Raw genomic sequence first — 21,735 nt, forward strand, 5'->3', positions numbered from 1 at the left:
AAATTGCTATTCACGGCTAATCTACTCCTTACATAACCTCATTTTCTAACAAGATTATATCTCTTAAAAATAAAGATTAGGTAAAGATAATATGAAAATAACTTAAAAAAAGCGCAGATTGTATTGTCTACGCTTTCTTCGGTAAATAGAAATAAAATAACACACCATCTTCTGTATTTCCTGCCCCATATTCAGCATCATGTAGTTCTAAAATATTCTTTGAAATAGCAAGCCCAAGCCCCGTCCCACCTTGTGAACGCTGCCGAGCTGTATCCACGCGATAAAAACGATCCCAAATTTTATCTAATTGTTCGTCTTCAATGTGAGTACCTTTATTTTCAATGCACACTTTTATACGATCTTTATCATCTATTGTCGAAATAATAATATCCTCTTTATTTGGTGTATAACGTATTGCATTCGTAATGAAGTTCACGATGACTTGTTCAATCCGGCCTTGATTTGCAATCACTTCAAATGGACTTATATTTTTATGAACACGAAGTTCTTTTTTCTCTATCTCCACAGAAAGGTATTCACATATATCTTCAATTACTGAATCAATATAAAATAAATCCTTTTTCATTTTATATGTACCAGATTCAAATTTAGCTAACTCAAGCATATCCAAAATTAAAGTATCCATTTTGTCTACTTCTCTCTCCATCGCTTGAAAGTAATACTCTTTTTTATGCTCAGCTACCCCGTCTTTTAAAATGGAAATGCAACTTTTCATAATACTCAGCGGTGTTTTTAATTCATGCGAAACACCAGAAATGAATTCTTTCCGTGTATTTTCTAACTTTCTTTCCTTTTCAATATCTTGTTCAAGCTGTCCGATATGAGAATTTAATTTATTAGAAAGTATATTAATATTTTTCGATAAATCACCAATTTCATCTTTTGAAGTAATCGGTATTTTTTCTGTAAAATCTAAATGCGCTATTTTCTTCGTCGTATCATTTATTTTTAATAACGGTTTGGCAATTTGCTTTGAATAATAAAACGAAGCTAAAAAAATAAGAACGACTACAAATGCAATGATGTATATGTAATAATCTTGCACCATTTGTACAGCTTCATCTACAGGCTGTAAAGAAGCCATTGCATATATATATGCTACTGATCCGTCTTTTTCTTTTATTGGCTTAATTAATAATTTATATTTTATATCATTCTTTTCATAATCCATTGTTTGTGTTGTATATCGTATTTTATTGCTTTCTTTTAATAATAAATCGGTTTGAAAACCCTTAATATTATCTAAAAATATGCTATTTTTATAAATTGGATTCACAGGACCGTTTACATCTGGTAACTGTACTTTTGTAACACGTCCTCCTATGTAAACGCCTAATTCCTGAGCAGCTTCTTCCTGGACAGCTGGTTTCTTTTCCTTAGCAAGTTGCTCCCCAACTGCTCTCTTTTTCTCCTCATCTAATTTTATTTTCTCCTGAAATGCTTTTTCTAACGGTTTATTAGATCCGCTTAAATTCTGCTTAGATAAAGAAAAAGAGAATGGAATAAAACTATCTTCTTTTCTCACTCCAGAAAAATAAATCTCTTGTCCTAAAAAATGCTCTGATGATTTATTATCAATCTCCTCTATATTGACGAGATTGTGTAAGGGTATCTTGAATAGTTGTTGTCCAAAGCTCTTTTGTTGCCTACGATCTATCGTTACCTCAAAATAAAAATCATCCACATGTTTTAAATTCCCATTCTGATCTAGTGTCGTAATCCACGTATTATTTTCCCTAAAAAAGTCTTGCTCAAGTTTCTGGATTCCTTCTGCAGTTCCTGTGTAGTTTAAATAATTCTTCTCAAAGGAATTTAAATTCACTTTAATATCTTCCACTTTTCGATTCGCATAATATTGTTTGAAAAATATCGTTTGTCCAATAAATATCGTCGCTAAAATTAACATACATAATGCTGTTGTAAGAGTAAATAATTTTAGTACAATTCCTTTCTTCATACAGTTCCCTCAAATTTATAACCTGTTCGTACTACAGTTGTAATGTACTTTGCTTTCTCTCCTAATTTATTTCTTAAATTACGAATATGACTATTAACCGTTCGATCATCACCAGCAAATTCATATCCCCAAATTCTTGAAATTAATTGTTCCCTTGTTAGTACAATTCCTTGGTTTTTCATGAAATACACTAATATTTCAAACTCCGTATGCGTTAAACTAACATCTGCCTCATCAACAGTAACAGTACGTGACGGAAAATGGACGTGGATGCCATGAATCGATAACATATCATCTTCGTTCTCTAAAGGTTTCTTCGATGCTTTTCTACTTTCTAATAATCGTTTCGCTCTTGCTAATAGAATGGGTGGACTATACGGCTTCGTCACATAGTCATCTGCCCCAAGTTCAAAACCAAGTAACGTATCGTCTTCATCTACGCGCGCCGTTAGCATAATAATAGGCACCTCGGACGTCTTTCGAATTCTTCGGCAAACAGACCATCCATCGAGTTCTGGCAACATAATATCTAAAATAACTAAATCAACCTCTTCTTCTTCAAATACAGCTAAAGCCTCTTTCCCGTCCCTCGCTTCAAACACTACATATTGTTCACTTAAAAAATAATCTTTTAATATTTCACGTAATATATCTTCATCTTCAACAATTAAAATGTTTTTTGACATAACTTATATATCCCCCTCCTGCTTTCAGAAACTATAATTTCATTTTGAATAACTGCCAGTTAACTTCGCCTCGATAATATATCTATCTGGTGCATCCCCTATATAATCAAATGGGTAACAAGTTGTCAGTGTTAATATCGGTTCTTCTTTTTTTATAATAACAGTACGATCATCCGCATGAGTAATCCATGTCTTTTGAATTTCATATGTGTACGTTTTATTATCATACTCTAAAACAAGGGTATCCTTTTCTTTCAACTCTCCTAAATCTGTAAATACAGTATCTCGATGTCCACTCAGTACAGTATGTCCTCCTCCAGATGGGGTTGTCGTTAAATCACTAACAAACATACCAACTCCTTTTTTCAGAGTCGTATCATCCGCTCCCCAATATATAGAAAACTTCTTCTTTATTTTCGGTATATTTAACAGTGCTACCTTTTCTCCTTCTTTATGTTCTGTTTGAGAAGAAGGCACTTGAGAAGTTACAGGTGTTTCATGAGAAAGTTGAGTATCTTGTATATTTTTAAGGCTCTTTATTTCTTCTGCCGTTAATTGCCCGGCAGAGCTTTTTCCTTTATACCATTCCACAGCGTAATAGGATCCCATGAATAGCCCTATAGCCATCAATATGATACCGATATAATTGAGTAACTTCATTCTTCATCCCTCCATGCAAAAAATGGTAGGAGTAACCTACCATTTTTAATATATGAAATTATCCCATTCTTTATAGGAAAATATTTTATTTACGCTTTAACCTTATTGCGACGATTCAAACCAAATAATGTACCTATCGCTACAAGACATGCACTTAATCCCATCATTGCTACATTATTTGATGCTGTGTTTGGTAATTTTTCACCTTGTACAACTGGCTTTGCTTCTTCTTTTTTAGCTACTTCATTCTTTTGCTCGACTTTTATCGCTGCTTCTTTTTTTGCCATATCATTTTTTAACTGTTCTTGCGCTATTCTCTTTTTCTCTTCTTCACTCTTTTTCTCAGCTTTTATTGCTTCCTCTTTTTTAGCCATATTATTTTTTTCTTGTACTTGTGCCGCTTGTTTTTTCTCTACTTCATTTTTTTGCTGTTCCTTAATTGCTTCTTCTTTTTTAGCTTTATCTTGTTGCACTTGCGCTTCTTCTTCCTTTGTTACTGTTCCAGTAGAAGCACTCGCTACTGAAGAATATCCTACTGTTAAAAGTGCCATTGCACAAATTGGTAATAGTCTCTTTTTCATCTTCATTCTCTCCTTATACTTTATTCACATCAACTCGCATCGGATGTATTACTAGAATAAGCAAGCGATATAAATATAAGATGCAGATGAAATATATTTCATTTAAAGATTTCATTGTAGAAAAAGAAAAAACATCGCAATATGTACGATGTTTTTTCGGGTGTGTGTCTCAATATCTACATGTTACTTTCGCGTGATTTGGAAGTAGAACGGGCCGGAGCGATAACTAATTGTCTCGGCTCAGTTTTCTTGAAGTGATTTTTGACGTTACACTTACGACGTTGAACAACCCACGCTTTAATAGGGTTTGTTAAAATAATCTTTTGCTTTTCGTTAGGGGCCTCTTCTTCAAACCTACAACTTTCGCTCCATTTATTCCATTTCATTGTAAATTTAGAAGAAGAATGATCATCTTCACGATCAAACAAGTGCAAAAAATCCATTTTTCCATCTAGCATTACGGTGTTACTAGTCGCTAAAAAAGAAAAGGTCGTCCAACGTTTCTCCATGCCCTCCTACTCCTTTTTCACATATAGAGTGCCTAAAACTTAATTTACCTAAAATATGCTTGCCTTTTACCTTACACCCATAGTTTATCCAAAATGCTATTATGCAACTATCGATTTGCCTTACAACTACCTTACATTTTTGTAAGAAACAAAAAAACCTTCACTCTATATAATGAAGGTTTCTTACTTTTTATCTATATGATCTCTCATATCATCAAGTCCAGCTTCTTTTAGCTGCGACATCATACCGTGCGAAATTGCTCCTAACACTAAAGTCATTCCAATTAATGAAATACGAATCGCAGGTACATCAATTACGTAAGCCAACAGGCCAAGAACAATTGTTAAAAGTAATGCTTTTATAAATGTTACACTTGTGTACTGTTTCTTCTTCATCATATCCACCCTTTATGGAAGCGTTTTCTTATTGTACTTAGTATATCATATCATCAGATGATTTTGTCGTTATCTTTGTAAAAAATTACTATCTCCTTTGACTTTTTCTATTCTATCCTTTACAGTCGAAATGTTCATAAGTTTTACACTGTAGGAGGATTACAATGAATATTGAAATAAAAGACACTTTAATTTCTGAAGAACAATTACAAGCAAAAGTAAAAGAACTAGCACTTCAAATCGAACGTGACTTTGAAGGAGAAGAAATCGTAGTTATCGCAGTATTAAAAGGTTCATTCGTATTTGCTGCTGATTTAATTCGTCACATTAAAAACGATGTAACAATTGATTTTATCTCTGCATCTAGCTACGGAAATCAAACAGAAACTACTGGAAAAGTGAAACTACTAAAAGATATCGACGTAAACATTACTGGAAAAAACGTAATTGTCGTAGAAGATATCATCGATTCTGGTTTAACGCTTCATTTCTTAAAAGACCACTTCTTTATGCATAAACCAAAGGCACTTAAGTTCTGTACTTTACTTGATAAACCAGAACGCCGTAAAGTGGACTTAACAGCTGAATATGTTGGCTTCCAAATTCCAGACGAATTCATCGTTGGATACGGTATCGACTGTGCGGAAAAATATCGTAACTTACCATTTATTGCTTCAGTTGTAACGGAGTAATCGTATAACTTAAAAAATTGATAGTACATAAAATGTATATCGGCGATTTTTTAAATATATCGACTTACCGACAATAACTGACAATCTTAGCATCCAATTAATAGGGAGAAGCTGTTCTAAAATACATGGGAACAGCTCCTTTCTTTCCATTACAAACTACAGGGAGAGATGAAATATGACAAAGACAAAATTTGAAAAAGTACTCCTCATCGTAAATCCGAAAGCTGGTCAAGGTGACTTACATACAAATTTAACAAAAATCGTACCACCTCTTGCCGCAGCTTTTCCTGATCTACATATCCTTCATACGAAAAAACAAGGTGATGCAACAAAATATTGCCAAGAGTTTGCTAGTAAAGTAGATTTAATTATCGTCTTTGGTGGTGATGGAACAGTATTTGAATGCACAAATGGCTTAGCACCTCTCGAAACTAGACCTACACTTGCAATCATTCCAGGTGGAACTTGCAACGACTTCTCTCGCACACTTGGTGTTCCGCAAAACATTGCAGAAGCGGCAAAACTTATTACAAAAGAACATATAAAACCAGTTGACGTTGCAAAAGCAAATGAACAACATTTCTTAAACTTCTGGGGCATTGGACTCGTATCTGAAGTATCAAACAATATCGATGCAGAAGAAAAAGCAAAGCTTGGTAAAATCGGTTACTATTTAAGCACAATTCGAACTGTAAAAAATGCTGAAACATTCCCAGTAAAAATTACTTATGACGGACAAGTATATGAAGACGAAGCTGTCCTTGTCATGGTTGGAAATGGTGAATATCTTGGTGGTATTCCATCCTTTATTCCGAACGTAAAATGTGATGACGGAACACTTGATATTTTCGTAGTCAAATCAACAGGTATTCAAGCATTTAAAGATTACATCGGAAAGAAACTATTTGAAGACTCAAATGAAAATGACATCTTCCACGTAAAAGCGAAATCCATTCATATTGAAACGAAAGAAGAAAAAGAAGTAGATACAGATGGAGAAAGCTCGCTTCATACACCTTGTCACATTGAATTATTACAAGGACACTTTACGATGATTTATAATCCTGCGGTTGTGTAATAAAAAAACGAGTGCTAGCACTCGTTTTTTCTCTTCTAATCTAGTTATATTGTTGGATCATTTCCTCTATTTCTTTAACTCTCTCTAAAGTAATTCCATTTCTTTGTTCGATCGCTAAAGGATGCTCGGTTGGCTCTAATTCAACATACGGTGCCATTCCAACTTCTCTTATATGTACATTTGTTTTTAAATTTAGTGTTTCTGGATAAACTGGTATTTCTACAGATAACCAACCAAAATAAGGATCACTATTTTCTCGGCCTCTTTCATCCCACTTCTCTAATACTTCATCATAACTTTCTTTACTAAGTGATACCCACACAGTCCAAATAAAATTTTCGTGGTAATCAATGATAGGAATCTCTAAACAACCTCTAATAAAGTAATGTTCATTGTCCATTACGCAAAGTTCTGATGTTAAATGGAAGCATTCCTCTCTTTCATGGGGCGCTACCTCGTAATAATAATATGGTGCTTCACTTCCGTAGCATAGAGGTAGTGCAAAACGATGCATTTGTACTTTTTCTCCGGATTTTCTTCTTCTTTTCATTTGTTATTCTTTCTCCTATCCTTTTCAGTCACAATCAAACTCTACCCAATTTCTCCAATGCGTATTAGAATCCTTCTTCACAATAATACTTGGATCTTTCTTCTCTATTGCAGCGGCTACTGATTGGAAGAATTCATTTTCACTTACTTTTTCGTCTTCAACATGTTTCCATTCTTCCGTTTCATACGCTACTTCCCAATTACCTTCTAAACCGAACTCCTCCAAAATCTCTTCTTTATCCCACCACAATAATTTTTGAGCTTCTTCATTAGTAGCAAGCATACGCATAAAGTATGTTGGATAATGTTCTGTCGTTTGTACTTCTATTCCATTATTTATATAATCCTCTTCTGTAAATTCATATTCAAAATGATGCTCGCGAATTTTTAAACTGCCTTTATAAATATTCGGTATAAATTCACCTTCATCATCAAACAACTCATAATCGCCATTATTTAATTGTAGAATGCAATCATCACCCATTGAATAAGTAATTCTATCTCCATATACTTGAATATCATTACATACACCTAATGAACCTACCCCAACAAGTTGAAACACCATTAACCAATCCTTAGTATCTTTAAAGAAAAGAGAGAATTTCACTTGCGAAATATCCATATATTCATTATCAAAGGCAGGAAATTCATACTTACTTTGCTTTTTATCTAATAGTTTTAAAATATCTTTTTGCATATGTATCATCTTCACCTCGATATAAACAAAAATATTTCTTTAATTTCACTAGAGTATAACATAACCATACTTACCTGTGACATTCTAATAACACTACTAAAAAATAGAAGAATGGCTTGTTTGCATACTCTAGTTCTTTTTATGTACAATGAAGGAAAGAAGCACCTTCATATAAGGGAGAGGACAAACTTTGTTCAACCAACAGTTAGTTAATTTACGCATTGATTTTGCATTTAAACAATTGTTTGGTACGAATGGTAGCGAAGATATTCTAATTGCATTTTTAAATGCTATGTTACAAGAGTCTTTAGAGTCGCCCATTGCTTCTCTACAACTAGAAGATCCACATTTACACAGGGAATATGAAGAGGATAAGTTATCTATTTTAGACATTTCAGCGACATTAGACACAGGAACAAAAGTTAATGTAGAAATACAACTCAATAATAATCACGATATGGTTAAACGCAGTTTATATTATTGGGGAAGACTATACACATCTCAACTACAAAAAGGGATGCCCTACAGTGCACTTCACAAAACCATCACCATAAACTTACTAAACTTCGCAATGTTTTCGGAACACCCAGCCTTCCATACAACAAGCATATTATGGAATACACAACAACAAAAAATCCTGAGTGAAGACATAGAAATCCACATTATAGAAATTCCAAAGTTAACTGAACAATGGCATGAAGAAAAAGTAAATCCGTGGAAAGATCCATTTGTTCGTTGGCTTTTATTGCTTTCAGCAAATGAGGATGAGCACTTAACTAAACTATTGGAGGATATTGCTATGAACCAAGACCCTATTTTACAAAAAGCGATAAATAAATGGGAACGTATGAGTCAAGATTCTTCTTTCCGACAAGCCTATGACGCAAGGGAGAAAGTTTTAATGGATGAAGCAGCAAAATTTGCCCATGCAGAGACAGAAGGAATAAAAAGAGGAATGGAACAAGGAATGAAACAAGGAATGAAACAAGGGATTGAAAAAGGGATTGAAAAAGGGATTGAACAGGGAAAAATTCAAATAATTAAAAATATGTATGATCTTGGTATACCACTTGAAACGATTGCTAAGGCAAGTAAATTAAGTTTGCATGAGATTGAGCATATTTTAGGACATAAATAGTAATATAAAAAGCGAAAGAGAACATCATTTTCACTATGTTCTCTTTCGCTTTTTTCTATTTACTCACAATCCGAAAATAAGATCGAACCGTCAAGAAATAATAACCTATATAAATGATACTATACACACCAATACTAAGTAATAACGGTACTGCAATTTCATAAGGAAGTACTGTCGCTAATCCTTTTAGCGCAAATAAAGTGTGCAATATACCTACTACTAAAGGAATGAAGAAGATAAATCTCATTTGCTTTGCAATTGCCTTTTTCATTTCTTTTTTCGTTACTCCAAGCTTTCGAAGAACGATGTAACGCTCACGATCTGCATTTGCTTCTGTTAATTGTTTGAAGTAAATAATTGAACCTGTCGCAAGTAAAAATACTAACCCTAAGAAAATACCACTAAACATAATTAATCCTGACATTTCAATGCCATCTCGGAAAATAGTATAGAAGTCACGGAACTGTTCTTGTCCTTCTGCATATTCTTTTGATATTACTTGTTTTAATTTCTCTGTTAGTACTTTACTATTTCTTTCATCTTTTACATCAATGTTTTGTACAATGTGAGATCCGACTGTCTTCTTCGCCTGCTCATACACTTCATCTGGAACGACAACTACAAGCTCATATAAGTTTGTAATGTTTCGCGCATTTACTTCTATTATTTGTACTGGTGCGACTTCTCCAATTGGGAATATTCCTTTCTTCCCTTTATATACGCCAGTATCTTTATTCCCTTCACCGTGCATCACATCAAATGCGTACGCTTCTGCCTTCTTCAAATCCACTGTTTTTTCATTTAAATATTTTGCGATTTTATTAAATGATGATTGAGCCATAAGTTCAGTCGTTCTTGATTTTAATGCATCTTTATTTGAAACATCATCACCAAATTCACCGATTACTTTTACTGTTTCTAACTCATATTGATGAATCACTTCATTCTTTTCTGTCTCCTCTTTTAAAATCTCCTCTACTTTACGATCTACACGAGCATCTTTCTTTTCGTAAGAATAACTAATCGGCATATATTTTTTCGCCTGCATATATGCGTTATAGTACGTTGTTACAGAAGTTCCAACCGCTGTTAATGTTACTGCGCTTAATATTGCAATTGTTGCTAATGATTTTGCATTTCCTTTAATACGGTATAGTAACTGAGATGTCGTAACGATTTGCATTCCGTTATAAAACTTAGATTTTTTATTTCGTACTCTTTTTAATACAAATACAGTAAAGAACATAAAGAATAAATACGTACCAAGTACTGTCGCTAATAAAATGGAAAGAGCAATTGACATAAAGTTATCACCGTTAGCATTTTTAATAGCTGTTACTGATAAGAAATATCCTGAACCAATTAGTAATATAGAAACAATAGCTATAATTTTAGAACCTTTTGGCATTCCTTCGCCCTCATTTTCTGCTCGGAACAATTCAATTAATTTAAAACGATAAATAACTCGATATCCTTTAAAAGATGTATAAAGAATAATGAAACAAAAAATACATGCTGTATCAATAACCGCTCCAATCGGCACTTCAAAATGAACATTTACGCCTAATTCCATCATGCTGACTAACAGCTGAAGAAATGATTTTGAAAGTAAACTACCGATTATAATGCCAATTACTAATGATAGTAAACCCATTAACATATTTTCATAAAACAGCATTTTGCCTATTTCTTTTTTCCGAATACCTAGTAAAGAGTAAAGACCTATTTCTTTTTTACGCTTTCGTGTGAAAAATCCATTTGAATATATAATAAATATCGCGACAAATATAATAAGCATGACACTCGCAAGTTGAAATCCGTTACTAACCCGGTCGCCAGCTTCTCCAACTTGTGAATTATACTGCAATGATTTAAATGTAAAATAAATTACGATACTAAAAATCATAGAAGCAAAGTATATAAAATAATCTTTAAAATTTCGTTTTATATTACGAAGAGCGATACTATATAAGCTCACTTATAGCACCTCCAGAAATAGAAGACATTACGTCAACAACTTGTTGGAAGAACTGTTTACGTGTAAGCTCCCCGCGATATAACTCTTTATACAATTCACCGTCTTTAATGAATACAACACGTTTGCAATAACTTGCGGCAAATACATCATGCGTTACCATTAAAATCGTTGCACGGTCTTTTTCATTTAATGATTTCATACTTTCTAATAAATCTGTCGCTGACTTTGAATCAAGCGCACCAGTTGGCTCATCTCCAAAAATCATACTTGGATTTGTTACAATCGCTCTTGATGCTGCACAGCGTTGTTTTTGTCCACCTGACACTTCATACGGATATTGATTTAAAATATGATTTATTCCAAATTTCTTTGCAATCATCTCAACGCGAGATTCTACCTCTTTCGCCTTCACTTTCGATAAGGCCAGAGGCAATGCAATATTTTCTCGTACTGTTAACGTATCTAATAAATTATAATCTTGGAAAATGAATCCTAAATGATCACGGCGGAATAACGCTAGTTCATCATCATCATTCATCTTCAAAATATCTTTTCCATCAATTAAAATCTCACCTTTTGATGTTGTATCAATAGTAGAAAGAACATTCAAAAGCGTCGTTTTCCCAGAACCAGATGGCCCCATAATACCGACAAATTCTCCCTCTTTCACCTGTAAATGAATATCTTTCAGCGCTTCAAATGCATTACCACCTGTATTATATATTTTCGAAATCCCTTTCGCTTCTAACATTGTTTTCATCTATTTAAACCTCCTGTTATGATTCTTGATGTTCCCTGTAAGCAACAGAACTCAGTATAAATAGATTTTCTTAACAAATAGTCACGGGGTTTCTTAATATTTTCTTAAAAAGAAAAATCCAAAATCATACAAAGTGGTTTTGGATTTAATATAGTTAAAATGTTACATTGCATTTCGAACAAAAAGGAGCAGAATTTCCTCTTCGAATTTTCGCATTACATTTTGGACAATATACATATCTCTCTTCTATCTTTTCTCATTCTTATCATATGTAAGGATACTATTCTCATACTGCACATAACCCCAATTAATATAAGCCTAGCAACGAGTAGCATATCTCTCAATACCCTTCTACATTTTACCATAAAATAATAAAACTGATTCCCACATTGAGAATCGGTTTTATCTTTATAATCCTAACTTCGCCTTCGTACCATCAGGAATTTTATCTACCTCTATTTCTACTTTATCATGTAAAAACTTCCCTCTTGTAATGACATGCCAGTACGAGCCTTTTTGTAATTTATCTACGCCATCAATTGTTACTTCTTTCTCTTCTCCCTTCTCATCATAAGGTTTAACTGTATATTCAAAACCTTTATTTCCACCTAACTTCTTCGCTCCAACCAAATTCTGAGTTGAGATCCCTACTACCCGTTTATGCTGGATAAATTTATTAAACTTCATAATGTTTTCAAAACAAAAAGTCTTCCATACAACGAGCCTATTCTGGAAGACACAACAGCAGAAACGCCTAATTGATGATATAGAAATTCCAAAGTCAACAAAACAATAGCGTGAAGAAGAGCTAGAAAAATATCGAGAAGGTTGACGGCATACACCGTGTCAAATTGAATTATTATCAAAGCTTTCAACAATGATTTATAATCCTTATTTTGCTATACTTTAACAATTACTAACCTTCGCATTTTTTCAAAAAATAAAGTATAATGAACTAATATAAAAAGGTTGTTAACAAAATCGTTAACAACCTTTTTTGTTTTTTCTGAAAAACTTTTCAATTTAAGGGAGCGATCACATGTATTGGAGAAAAAATGATAAACCTGTAGAAGAACCAGAAGCAATTGCTGTATGGGAATGTCAAGAAGAAAACTGCCGTGGGTGGATGCGTAAAAACTTTTCGTTAGAAGAAGAGCCGCAATGTCCTTTATGTAAAGGAGATATGGAAAGCAACGAACGCTTATTACAAAAGTTATAATAAATTTTCCTCTTCACCTTTTATAAACTGAAAATAGAGGATTCTCTTTCTCCTTATCTACAATGTGAATCGAAAGAAAATACACTATATGAAAAAGCTTTGCGTATCCTCGCAAAGCTTTTTCAATATCTCAAACTCATTCCAACTATCATTATTTACTAAAAAAATAAATTACATTTTGAATAAAAAGGAGCAAAATCCCCTTTTTGAATTTTCACATTACACTTAGGACAATACACATACAAACCTTCTTTTCTCTGTCTCTCTACCATCCCCAAAGCTACTAATCTCATTCCAACCATAGTTCCTATCCAAATGATTACTGTTCACATATATGCTCAATAACCAGATTAATATAAAAGGAAATCCAATAAAATTTACAAGTTTGACTTTTAATTCATCCATCGCACAAATTAGTAAAATTTTCTTTCTCATTTCATTTTCTCCCTGTATACTTTTTTAAATACCAGCTTGGGTGTATTCATAGACTAAACAAGCTATATAAATATAAAATGCAGATACGATATATTTCACTTAAAAATTCAATTAGTGTAATTAATTACACTAATCTCTATGTATAGATGTGTTTCCTTAAAAATAGTAGAGGGATTCCTTGATTTCCCCTTAATAATATTAAAAAGTCCCAAACTATAATAAGTTTGAGACCCTTGAATTCTATATTCTATTTTTCCTTTGGGAGGACAATCCCCTTATATAATTGAACAGTGATCAAATAGTAAACAACGTAAATAATTATAAATATACAAATCGGAAGTCCAATATTCACATATGGATCCACAAAAAATTTAACAAATGTAAATACATTCATTCCTACCAAAACGTGTATAAGACCCAATATAGCTGGAAATAGAAATACAATGCCTAATTCTTTATACATAGATTGTATAAGTAATTCTTTACGTACCCCAATTTTCCGAAGCATCTCATACCGCCCTATATCTTTCGTAGCTCCAGAAAGGATCTTAAACATTAAACAACTTGCCATCATAGCTAAAAAAGCAAGGCCTAAAAAGAATCCCATAAAGGAAGTTCCTTTTGAAAAGGCAAGCATAGATTCATAATCACTATAGTTTGTTGGTAAATATACATCTTCCTTAGGCTTATTAATAGCAGCGGCTATTTTTTCGATTTGACGATTATCCATCTCTTTTAACTCTGTTTTATACCTTAAAATATTATCTACTTTAGCAATAAAAAATGTATGCTCATTCCCTTGGATTGCTTCATAACGGTTTTCATCGACGATATAGACAGGTTTACGATCATATACAGAAATATTCGATCTAAAATCACTATCCATACTCTTATCTCAATTCAGTGGTAACGTAGAAATAGATGGATCAACTTCCTCCCCCTTAAACATCCTATAGCTCGAAGATGGAAGTTGTTCAGTAATATGTGTTGTCTCTTTCTTTCCAAACAACAGTGGAGGATTCGCTAATAATTCTTCTTTTAAATAGTAAACAGCCTCATTATTAACTTTGTATTTATATTGTTTTTTATCTACAATTTTCATTTTTTCCATAGCTTTATAATCCTCTGCTTCTGGATCATGAATTGTAATATCATAACCTGACATTCTTTCTGCTGTAAGGATTACGTTTTTCTGTAAAGACATGCCACCAGCCATTGCCCCTACACCTAGTCCAATTAGCATCGTTACCGTGCCTAATATTTTCGCCAAACTACTTACCCTGAACTGCAATTGTGCAAATGTAAATGCATTTAATTTCTTCTCATTTAAATAGCGCGTTTTCTTTAACCTATTAACAATCATAGGTAAGAACGAAATAAATATAAGATATGTCCCGATTGTAATCGTGAATAATGGAAGTATAATGGCTCCAGCGCCCTTTATTCCTACGAAAATTACGAAATAATACCCTACACCTAGTCCTAGCAAACTACATAAAAGTAACAATATTGTGGCTGGTCCTTTCATTCGTATGTGTTCCGTTTGCTCCTCTGTACGAATTAAATCTAGTTCCGTTTTAAGCGCTATACGAATCGCATTCATAATGGATGTAAGTAGAAATAACGCACTAAAGAATATAAATGTTATTTTGAATGCCGGAACATAAAATGCTTGATAACCTTCCGTTGAAATTTCCAATTGTTTCGTTAAAAATTTGCTAACGAAATTGGAAAGAATAGCTCCGAATACACTCCCTAATGCTAGTGAAATCATTCCCATAGACAATGTCTCAAAGAATAAAAGTTGGCTGATTTTACTCTTTTTGGCCCCTAAAACAAGATACATGCCAAGTTCTTTCCGCCGTAGTGAAAGGAGAAAAGAGTTTGCATAAAAAATATAAAAGAATGTAATAAAAGCCACCAAAATCGATCCTATTTGAAATACAAATACGATTGAACCAATAATACTGTTATTCATTGTAAACTCTTTATTTAACGCAAGCGTTTGAAACATATAAAAAATAGAAATTGAGATGACAAGACCTATTAATAAAACGATATAATCCTTAATCATTTTTTTCATACTAGAAATAGAAAGTTTTAATAACACACTCTACACCCACGCTTTTCTACAGTGTGGTGTACTACATTCATCTTTTTACTATACCCTCTTTGTACAACGTTCTCTTCAAATATTAAAGTTTTCATATTGCCTCCTGTCATTTGGCTAGTGCTGCGATCATGCTACTTTCATAGCCACTAACTATCATTTTATCTTTTCCCTACAAACAGCAATATTGATTCCTCTTACATTATCCTTACATTTTTGTAATGTACACTCCTGAAAAAAACATTACAATATGCAAATAAAACATTTTATAATCCGATTCATATACCTTTTGACATCAATATTCTCACGCTCAAATAATATATTTACACATATAAAGTCGAAGGATATTATATAGGTTTTCTAGCCTATTTAAGAGGTTATATAAATAATTAATATTAAAAATGTACAAAAAAAAGCCTGACTGTAATACTTAATAACTTTGCACTTATCATCAGTTTACCTCTTCATTATAATTGTCCGAGATAAAGATAAAATAAAAAAATTATAAATATATAACCATATATCATTAAATTTAGTACCGTTTTACTTTTCCTTATCCCTCTTACTCTTTATTTTACGTTCATTCTCTTCGTTTCTAATTCACCTCTCAAAGGCACTACATAAAACTATTATTTAGGTTCTATTAAAATAACATATTCTAAATGATATAAATTCGCCTTTGGTTTTGCATAAATAGTATAAGTAAGACCATATTGATCTTGTTCTTGCTCTATTACCTCTGCTACTTCAAGACCTGGTGGTATTTTCTGACTCAATTCAGAGGTAATAATGCTATCACCTATTTTTATTTCTTTCACTTTATCTGATGGGATATTATCAATTCGAAGGGCCTGTTTTTTCTTATCATACCCTGTAACAAATCCTAAAATGGATGAATTATTTTGAAGGGTGATTGCTAAACGATTCGTTCGTTCATCATTCGTAATTAATTTCACAACAGATGTATATTGATCTACACTCTCTACCTTTCCGATAAAACCGTCCACTGTAATAACAGCCATATCAACCTTTACACCATGTTGTGCTCCTCTATCAATAGTGACTTCTCCATACCACTCTTCTGCTACACGAGTTACTATTGTAGCTTGAATTAAATTGTATTTTCCTTGTTCCTTTAATTCTTTCGTTTTGTTGATAAGTTTAGTAAGGTTTTCTTTCTCCTCACTTAATATTTGCACTTTACTCTTTAACGATTCTTGATGTTCAATTTTCCCTTTCAATACCTGATTCTCTCTATATACTTTATAGATGTCTTCTATATTATGAACAATATTTTGGACATGCTTATTATTTGTACATACATACACCATCAATAAAGCAAAAAGAATAATTGAAAGAAATAATAATATTTTCTTCTTAGAAACCTGCATAATTATCCTGCTACTCCCTACTATTTTTTATCTACATACTATAGAATACTAGTCCTTTTACACAGAAGAAATGCAGTTTAAATAAAGTTAAGATAAACTTTATCTTCTTTATAAAAAATTTAGAACTTATCATATACTGCTACAATCTTCGAAGCTTGCTCGTTACCTTATCCATGGAATGCCACTTATAATTTCTATAACTAATTATGTTGTATTTGTACTTTCTCTTTTACTTTCTTAGGTATTTCATCTATTTGTACTTCTTCCCATTCCATACCATAACTTCCTTTAGATCTAATCTTTAAATATGCTCCTATTCTTAAATGTTTTGAAGCAGTCATTGCAATCTTTTGCTCTTGACCAGATTCATTATATCCTTTGAATTTATATTCCCATCTAGCAAAACCTTTGTTTTCAGCTCCATATTTACCATCATTATCAACAACAGCATAATAAATATCTTCTTTAATAAATGGATTGAGTTGATCTACAATAGGTCCACCCTTCACTATAAGTAATGTAACTCCAACTATAATCAATACGATAAACGCGCTTATTTTTTTCATGAAACTTTCTATTCTCCTCTTCTCAGATACTTCCACTTAAAGGACTTCCTCTAAATCAATTGTGGCACTATTACTTATTAAAATGTAACCAAATTTCCTAATGCTTTTCTAATTAAATTGGCAATAATATAATAAATTGAATAACCCCATTTTCATGTTTTGCTCGAATTTCTCCTTTGTGCAATTCAACAATGCTTTTTGCAATTGCAAGCCCCAAACCTGAACCTTCTACAGCTCTACTTCTCGATTGATCTTTTTTATAAAAACGCTCAAACAAATTCTCTAATTCTTTTTTTGTAAATTCTTCACTATGATTCGCTATAGAAATTTTGATATGCTGCTCTTCTCTTTGAAGTAAAACCCGAATTTCTGCTTTATCTATACTGTATTTAATTGCATTTATTAAAAGATTTTCAAACACACGTACCATTTTTTCTGAGTCCACCACAGCATATATACGATCTTCCTGAAATTCTTTTACAAAAAAAAGATTATGCTCCTCCGCTTGTGGTACTAGCTCTTCTATTAATTGATCAAGTAGTTCATTTATACACACTTCTTGCGAATCTAACGCCATATTTTCATCTGTTAGTTTTGTATACTCAAACAAATCTTCTATTAACATCTTCAACTGCTCTGATTTTGAAAAGGCAATTTTTATATACTCATCATGCTGTTCTTTATTTTCATATTTCGCATCACCTAGTAAACGTAAATACCCCATAATAGAAGTAAGTGGTGTTCTTAAATCATGTGATACATTTGTAATCAATTCACTTTTTTGCTTCTCTATTTGTTTTTCCTTTTCTATATTAGCCAAGAGCTTTTCTGCCATTTGATTAATATTAGAAGTTAATAAACCTATTTCGTCTTGACCTGCCTGTTTGATTTTATATTGTAAATTACCTTTCGAAAATTCCCTTACTCCTTCTGCCATCGCTTCAATCTGATTCATTTTCCTTTTCGTTATATAAAAGAAAGATAGTATAAAAGTGATAAAACCTAGTAAAGATGGAAATGGACTGCTATCATTCACTATATACTTCACATTTCCTTGTGGTATACCACTTGCAATGATATACATATTTTCGGTATTAACAGTAACCGGATAAAAAGTTGTAAACTCCTTACGCTTTTGTTCAGTTCCATCTTGAATTAAATTTTGCGCCTCTACATATCGTACTTGATCCATTTTAAAATCCATCACATTACGCATCGTCTCATGAAGATTGATTTGTTCTTCCGGCGCTCCCTTTGTTTTATAAACGACTTTTCCATCCTCGTCTATTATTAAAATCTTTAGTTGATTTTGGTCATTCAATTGATCAAGCAGTTCTTGTATATTAATTTCCTTACCTTCCCCGGTCATACTTTCAACAAGCCTTTGTGTCTGTCCATCAATGGCTTCCATACCTGATGCATAATCAATGATAGAAATTTTATTCGCATCCTCAAAAAAAGAAGATGAAGACCATCCTACTAATACACCGAGTAACGTACAAAAAGTAAATGTAGCCATTAGCTGTATCCGTATGCTCTTTTCCAAATAACTCACTATTTTACCTGTCATTTTTTTTAAAACTTGATTCATCCATATTATCGGTTCAAATATCTTTCTCAATCTTGTAGCCAACTCCCCATACCGTTTTAATGTACCGAGGCTTCCTTGGAATCGCCTCTATCTTTTCACGTATTTTCCGAATATGTACCATCACAGTATTATCGGATTGGAAAGCTTGCTCTTTCCATACTCTTTCATAAATTTGTGCTGCATTTAATACCATTCCTTGATTTCGTACAAGCAATTCTAATACCTCAAACTCTCTCGGTGTCAATTTCACCTCTTCATTTGCAATAATGACCTGCCGTGTTACTATATTAACTTTCATATCTCCAATTTCTATTTCATTTTCATCTTGTACACTTGTCCCACTCATTTTCATATATCTCCGAAGTTGTGATTTAATACGAGCAATGAGTTCCAGTGGATTAAATGGTTTAGCTACGTAATCATCTGCCCCAGTTGTTAATCCTAAAATCTTATCCATATCTTGCGTTTTTGCCGACAGCATAATAATAGGCATTTCCGCTATTTCTCTCACTTTCATACACATATGAATACCATCTATCTTCGGCATCATAATATCAAGGACGATTAGATGCACGTCTCTTTTCTTTACTATTTCTAAACCCTCTTCACCATCTCCAGCTTGTAATACTTCATAACCTTCATTCTTTAAATAGATAGTGATAAGCTTTCTAATTTCCTTCTCATCGTCCACGATAAGTATCGTTCCTTTACTCACAAAATCTCCTCCAGCATCATTTACCAAACTATGAATGTTGCTTTATTTCACTCACTACGGCATTCTTCTTATGCATATACATATAAGAAATACTACAAACTACAATAACGATGCCACCAAAATATATACCGTACTCGGTCGCAAGGGTTACTATCACTTCTATATGCTTTCCAAATATTGAGCCTAGTACGAAATAAACTAACGTCCAGACAAAGCCTGTTACATATGAATAAACCGCATACGTTTTAAAAGACATGTTATTCATTCCTACTAAATACGGTACGATATGCCTCACAACAGGTATAAAATAACTTATAACTAATGCATAATGACCATATTTTGCTATCATCTCTTGCGATTTTAAAAGATACTTCGTCTTTTTCTTTTTCATCAATTTATTAAGTATTTTTATGCCAAAAATTTTCCCGAGTATATACCCTAAAGAAAGGCCGGATACAACGCCTAAATACGTTAGTAAAAAGGCGGGAATCAAATCCAATATACCCATCGATGATACTAATCCACCGCTCATTACAATCATTTCATCTGGAATTGGCATACCGATAATACCTAACCATAAACAGAAAAATAACGCCCAATAACCATACTGCTCAATGTATGACATTAATTCATTTAGCTCCATTATGCATATGCTCTCCTTGGCTCTTTTTTACAGCTAAAGACGTAAGCTGGCGGGAAATTGAACCACACTTTTTCTAGTGTAATTTCAGGGAAGAAATGCTGTATAAATCCTTTTTTCACAAGTGAATATTGAAATGTAATAAATTCTCCATTCTCATGTATCGTTTCCATTACACTGTTTAAAATGCGCTTTGAAACCTCTTCTGGTAAAGAAGTGAAAGGCAATCCTGATAAGATGTAATCAATACATTCTATATTCAATTGTTCCCTATACTTCTTTATATTTTCCGCTGAGCCATGTATAACAATCACATTCTGCTCATCTTTAAATTTTCTCTTTAACTCTTTGAAAAATACTTCATTAATTTCAATAAGAAGAAATAATGTCTCCTTCTTCTTTCTCTTCATAATTTCTTTCGTAAAAGCTCCTGTACCAGGCCCTAGCTCTACAATGCATTTCGCTCTATTAAAATCAATTACATCTACCATCTTCTTTGCTAATATTTTTGAACTTGGCGCAATTGCACCAGTATGTTTCGGATGTTTAATAAATTCGTGTAAGAATGTTATGAGTTGCATGTAACCTTCTCCCCATTCGTTCAATAGTTTTTAACTTGTTTCTAAGTATAACTATCGTTTCTTAATAAAAATTGAGGAAGTTTCTTAAGATTTTATGAAGATGAAGGAAATCTTCATCTTTACTATAAACAAACATAAAAAATTGAATTCCAAAGATAAGCGAATCAAACATATACAAATAAGTCAGCTTGTTTATTTACCATGAATGATCATGTTCCTACTCCGATTTTGTATAGCGAAGTTACTATTTTTATGTTAGAATCCTCTAAGATATTTGAAATTAGTATAGAAATCATTTTTGGAGGCTTTATGAATAATCAAAACGATAATAAATCAAATGCATTATTTGCAGCTATACAAATAGTGCTACCACTTTTATTACCTATTCTTGTCCCTACATTTTTAATAGTGGGAATGAAAAAGTGGATGCCCGATGAAGTTAAGTATCCAAGCATAATATCATTGTTCGCATTATGTATGGGATTTTTCATAGTAGGAATTCTCTTCTCTATTGTTTTACGTTTATGTAAATTATCTGAGGAAAAATTAAAGGAATTAGGATTTTTAGGATTTACACTTTCGGCTGTTAGCACATTTCTAAGTTTTTATGTAGGTTACTTTTGGTTGGCAGACCTTAACTTCACATCAGTTGAATTATCACCTCATGCCGTATTAATTTTCGCTATTCTATGTACCTTGCTATTGGAAGGTATTTTTAAAGTAATGGACATGTTTGATAGTTCGGACGAAAATAAAGCTCACGTATAGACAAAAAAGCATTCGAC

22 protein-coding genes and 4 pseudogenes are annotated in these 21,735 nt (G+C 32.7%); 6 read left to right on the top strand and 20 right to left on the bottom strand.

Annotated features, from left to right (window positions below; all coding sequences use genetic code 11):
• Nucleotides 1–127: 127 nt before the first annotated feature.
• From MHI26_RS24740 to MHI26_RS24765, 6 genes are all read right to left on the bottom strand, one after another.
• Nucleotides 128–1,978 (bottom strand): sensor histidine kinase, encoded by a 1,851-nt coding sequence (locus tag MHI26_RS24740; protein ID WP_000715420.1) that lies wholly within the window; start codon nucleotides 1,976–1,978, stop codon nucleotides 128–130.
• Nucleotides 1,975–2,664: a response regulator transcription factor gene (locus MHI26_RS24745; RefSeq protein ID WP_000041842.1), complete on the bottom strand. Its 690-nt coding sequence runs from the start codon at nucleotides 2,662–2,664 to the stop codon at nucleotides 1,975–1,977. The genes MHI26_RS24740 and MHI26_RS24745 overlap by 4 nt, the downstream gene beginning before the upstream one ends.
• Before the next feature lie 39 nt (nucleotides 2,665–2,703).
• The gene (locus MHI26_RS24750) at nucleotides 2,704–3,324 is read right to left on the bottom strand and encodes a class D sortase (protein WP_000771571.1); all 621 of its coding nucleotides are present in this window, start codon (nucleotides 3,322–3,324) and stop codon (nucleotides 2,704–2,706) included.
• A gap of 89 nt (nucleotides 3,325–3,413) precedes the next feature.
• A complete protein-coding gene (locus MHI26_RS24755) occupies nucleotides 3,414–3,905 on the bottom strand; it encodes an LPXTG cell wall anchor domain-containing protein (protein WP_000746716.1) in 492 nt (163 codons plus the stop codon).
• Nucleotides 3,906–4,081: 176 nt separating this feature from the next.
• Complete coding sequence (locus MHI26_RS24760) at nucleotides 4,082–4,414, bottom strand: hypothetical protein (RefSeq protein ID WP_000415616.1); 333 nt, start codon at nucleotides 4,412–4,414, stop codon at nucleotides 4,082–4,084.
• A gap of 183 nt (nucleotides 4,415–4,597) precedes the next feature.
• Nucleotides 4,598–4,813 (bottom strand): hypothetical protein, encoded by a 216-nt coding sequence (locus tag MHI26_RS24765; protein ID WP_002001286.1) that lies wholly within the window; start codon nucleotides 4,811–4,813, stop codon nucleotides 4,598–4,600.
• A 161-nt stretch (nucleotides 4,814–4,974) separates the two neighbouring features.
• Here MHI26_RS24765 and hpt point away from each other — a divergent pair, with 161 nt between their 5' ends.
• Both hpt and MHI26_RS24775 read left to right on the top strand, forming a co-directional pair.
• Complete coding sequence (gene hpt / locus MHI26_RS24770) at nucleotides 4,975–5,502, top strand: hypoxanthine phosphoribosyltransferase (protein WP_001019295.1); 528 nt, start codon at nucleotides 4,975–4,977, stop codon at nucleotides 5,500–5,502.
• 175 nt (nucleotides 5,503–5,677) lie between these two features.
• Nucleotides 5,678–6,580, top strand: a complete 903-nt coding sequence (locus tag MHI26_RS24775; RefSeq protein WP_000167896.1) for a diacylglycerol/lipid kinase family protein — start codon at nucleotides 5,678–5,680, stop codon at nucleotides 6,578–6,580.
• Between the two features lie 40 nt (nucleotides 6,581–6,620).
• On the opposite strand, the gene MHI26_RS24780 is transcribed toward MHI26_RS24775, so the two are convergent.
• Nucleotides 6,621–7,130, bottom strand: coding sequence for a DUF2199 domain-containing protein (locus MHI26_RS24780; RefSeq protein WP_000830209.1), 510 nt, complete (start codon nucleotides 7,128–7,130; stop codon nucleotides 6,621–6,623).
• A gap of 24 nt (nucleotides 7,131–7,154) precedes the next feature.
• Entirely contained in the window at nucleotides 7,155–7,826 is a 672-nt protein-coding gene (locus tag MHI26_RS24785; RefSeq protein ID WP_061667110.1) for a DUF7003 family protein, read from the bottom strand.
• Nucleotides 7,827–8,016: 190 nt separating this feature from the next.
• On the opposite strand from MHI26_RS24785, the gene MHI26_RS24790 reads away from it, so the two are divergent.
• Nucleotides 8,017–8,964 (top strand): Rpn family recombination-promoting nuclease/putative transposase, encoded by a 948-nt coding sequence (locus MHI26_RS24790; protein WP_061667109.1) that lies wholly within the window; start codon nucleotides 8,017–8,019, stop codon nucleotides 8,962–8,964.
• A gap of 55 nt (nucleotides 8,965–9,019) precedes the next feature.
• Here MHI26_RS24790 and MHI26_RS24795 read toward each other — a convergent pair whose 3' ends face one another.
• The 4 genes and pseudogenes from MHI26_RS24795 to MHI26_RS24810 form a co-directional block, all read right to left on the bottom strand.
• The gene (locus tag MHI26_RS24795; RefSeq protein ID WP_061667108.1) at nucleotides 9,020–10,942 is read right to left on the bottom strand and encodes an FtsX-like permease family protein; all 1,923 of its coding nucleotides are present in this window, start codon (nucleotides 10,940–10,942) and stop codon (nucleotides 9,020–9,022) included.
• Nucleotides 10,929–11,702, bottom strand: coding sequence for an ABC transporter ATP-binding protein (locus tag MHI26_RS24800; RefSeq protein WP_061667107.1), 774 nt, complete (start codon nucleotides 11,700–11,702; stop codon nucleotides 10,929–10,931). Before MHI26_RS24800 ends, MHI26_RS24795 begins: the two co-directional genes overlap by 14 nt.
• A gap of 154 nt (nucleotides 11,703–11,856) precedes the next feature.
• Nucleotides 11,857–12,037: pseudogene (locus MHI26_RS24805) on the bottom strand (hypothetical protein).
• Nucleotides 12,038–12,110: 73 nt separating this feature from the next.
• A pseudogene (locus MHI26_RS24810) lies at nucleotides 12,111–12,320 on the bottom strand (DUF1093 domain-containing protein); the annotation flags it as partial.
• A 49-nt stretch (nucleotides 12,321–12,369) separates the two neighbouring features.
• Here MHI26_RS24810 and MHI26_RS24815 point away from each other — a divergent pair.
• A pseudogene (locus tag MHI26_RS24815) lies at nucleotides 12,370–12,495 on the top strand (Rpn family recombination-promoting nuclease/putative transposase); the annotation flags it as partial.
• A 246-nt stretch (nucleotides 12,496–12,741) separates the two neighbouring features.
• Nucleotides 12,742–12,921 (top strand): cold-inducible protein YdjO-related protein, encoded by a 180-nt coding sequence (locus MHI26_RS24820; RefSeq protein ID WP_000289927.1) that lies wholly within the window; start codon nucleotides 12,742–12,744, stop codon nucleotides 12,919–12,921.
• Between the two features lie 225 nt (nucleotides 12,922–13,146).
• Here the strand turns inward: MHI26_RS24820 and MHI26_RS24825 are convergent, their stop codons facing one another.
• From MHI26_RS24825 to MHI26_RS24860, 8 genes and pseudogenes are all read right to left on the bottom strand, one after another.
• A complete protein-coding gene (locus MHI26_RS24825; RefSeq protein WP_061667106.1) occupies nucleotides 13,147–13,356 on the bottom strand; it encodes a hypothetical protein in 210 nt (69 codons plus the stop codon).
• A 247-nt stretch (nucleotides 13,357–13,603) separates the two neighbouring features.
• Nucleotides 13,604–15,466 (bottom strand): annotated as a pseudogene (locus tag MHI26_RS24830) (FtsX-like permease family protein).
• Nucleotides 15,467–16,095: 629 nt separating this feature from the next.
• Nucleotides 16,096–16,857: a rod shape-determining protein MreC gene (gene mreC, locus MHI26_RS24835; protein WP_179877727.1), complete on the bottom strand. Its 762-nt coding sequence runs from the start codon at nucleotides 16,855–16,857 to the stop codon at nucleotides 16,096–16,098.
• Between the two features lie 200 nt (nucleotides 16,858–17,057).
• On the bottom strand, nucleotides 17,058–17,423 hold the full coding sequence (locus MHI26_RS24840) for a YxeA family protein (protein WP_042972761.1): 366 nt from the start codon (nucleotides 17,421–17,423) through the stop codon (nucleotides 17,058–17,060).
• 112 nt (nucleotides 17,424–17,535) lie between these two features.
• Nucleotides 17,536–19,044 carry a sensor histidine kinase gene (locus MHI26_RS24845; RefSeq protein ID WP_061667104.1) on the bottom strand — a complete coding sequence of 503 codons (1,509 nt, stop codon included), beginning with the start codon at nucleotides 19,042–19,044 and terminating at the stop codon, nucleotides 17,536–17,538.
• Complete coding sequence (locus tag MHI26_RS24850) at nucleotides 19,028–19,729, bottom strand: response regulator transcription factor (RefSeq protein WP_000033682.1); 702 nt, start codon at nucleotides 19,727–19,729, stop codon at nucleotides 19,028–19,030. Before MHI26_RS24850 ends, MHI26_RS24845 begins: the two co-directional genes overlap by 17 nt.
• A gap of 28 nt (nucleotides 19,730–19,757) precedes the next feature.
• Nucleotides 19,758–20,372 carry a DedA family protein gene (locus tag MHI26_RS24855; protein ID WP_000422375.1) on the bottom strand — a complete coding sequence of 205 codons (615 nt, stop codon included), beginning with the start codon at nucleotides 20,370–20,372 and terminating at the stop codon, nucleotides 19,758–19,760.
• A complete protein-coding gene (locus MHI26_RS24860) occupies nucleotides 20,372–20,950 on the bottom strand; it encodes a class I SAM-dependent methyltransferase (RefSeq protein ID WP_001176072.1) in 579 nt (192 codons plus the stop codon). The genes MHI26_RS24855 and MHI26_RS24860 overlap by 1 nt, the downstream gene beginning before the upstream one ends.
• A gap of 309 nt (nucleotides 20,951–21,259) precedes the next feature.
• Between MHI26_RS24860 and MHI26_RS24865 the strand changes: the two genes are divergently transcribed.
• Nucleotides 21,260–21,718, top strand: coding sequence for a hypothetical protein (locus MHI26_RS24865; RefSeq protein ID WP_001064712.1), 459 nt, complete (start codon nucleotides 21,260–21,262; stop codon nucleotides 21,716–21,718).
• Nucleotides 21,719–21,735 lie beyond the last annotated feature (17 nt).

It is taken from the genome of Bacillus sp. FSL K6-1218, assembly GCF_038006445.1.
GTDB classification, from domain to species: Bacteria; Bacillota; Bacilli; order Bacillales; family Bacillaceae_G; genus Bacillus_A; species Bacillus_A thuringiensis_S.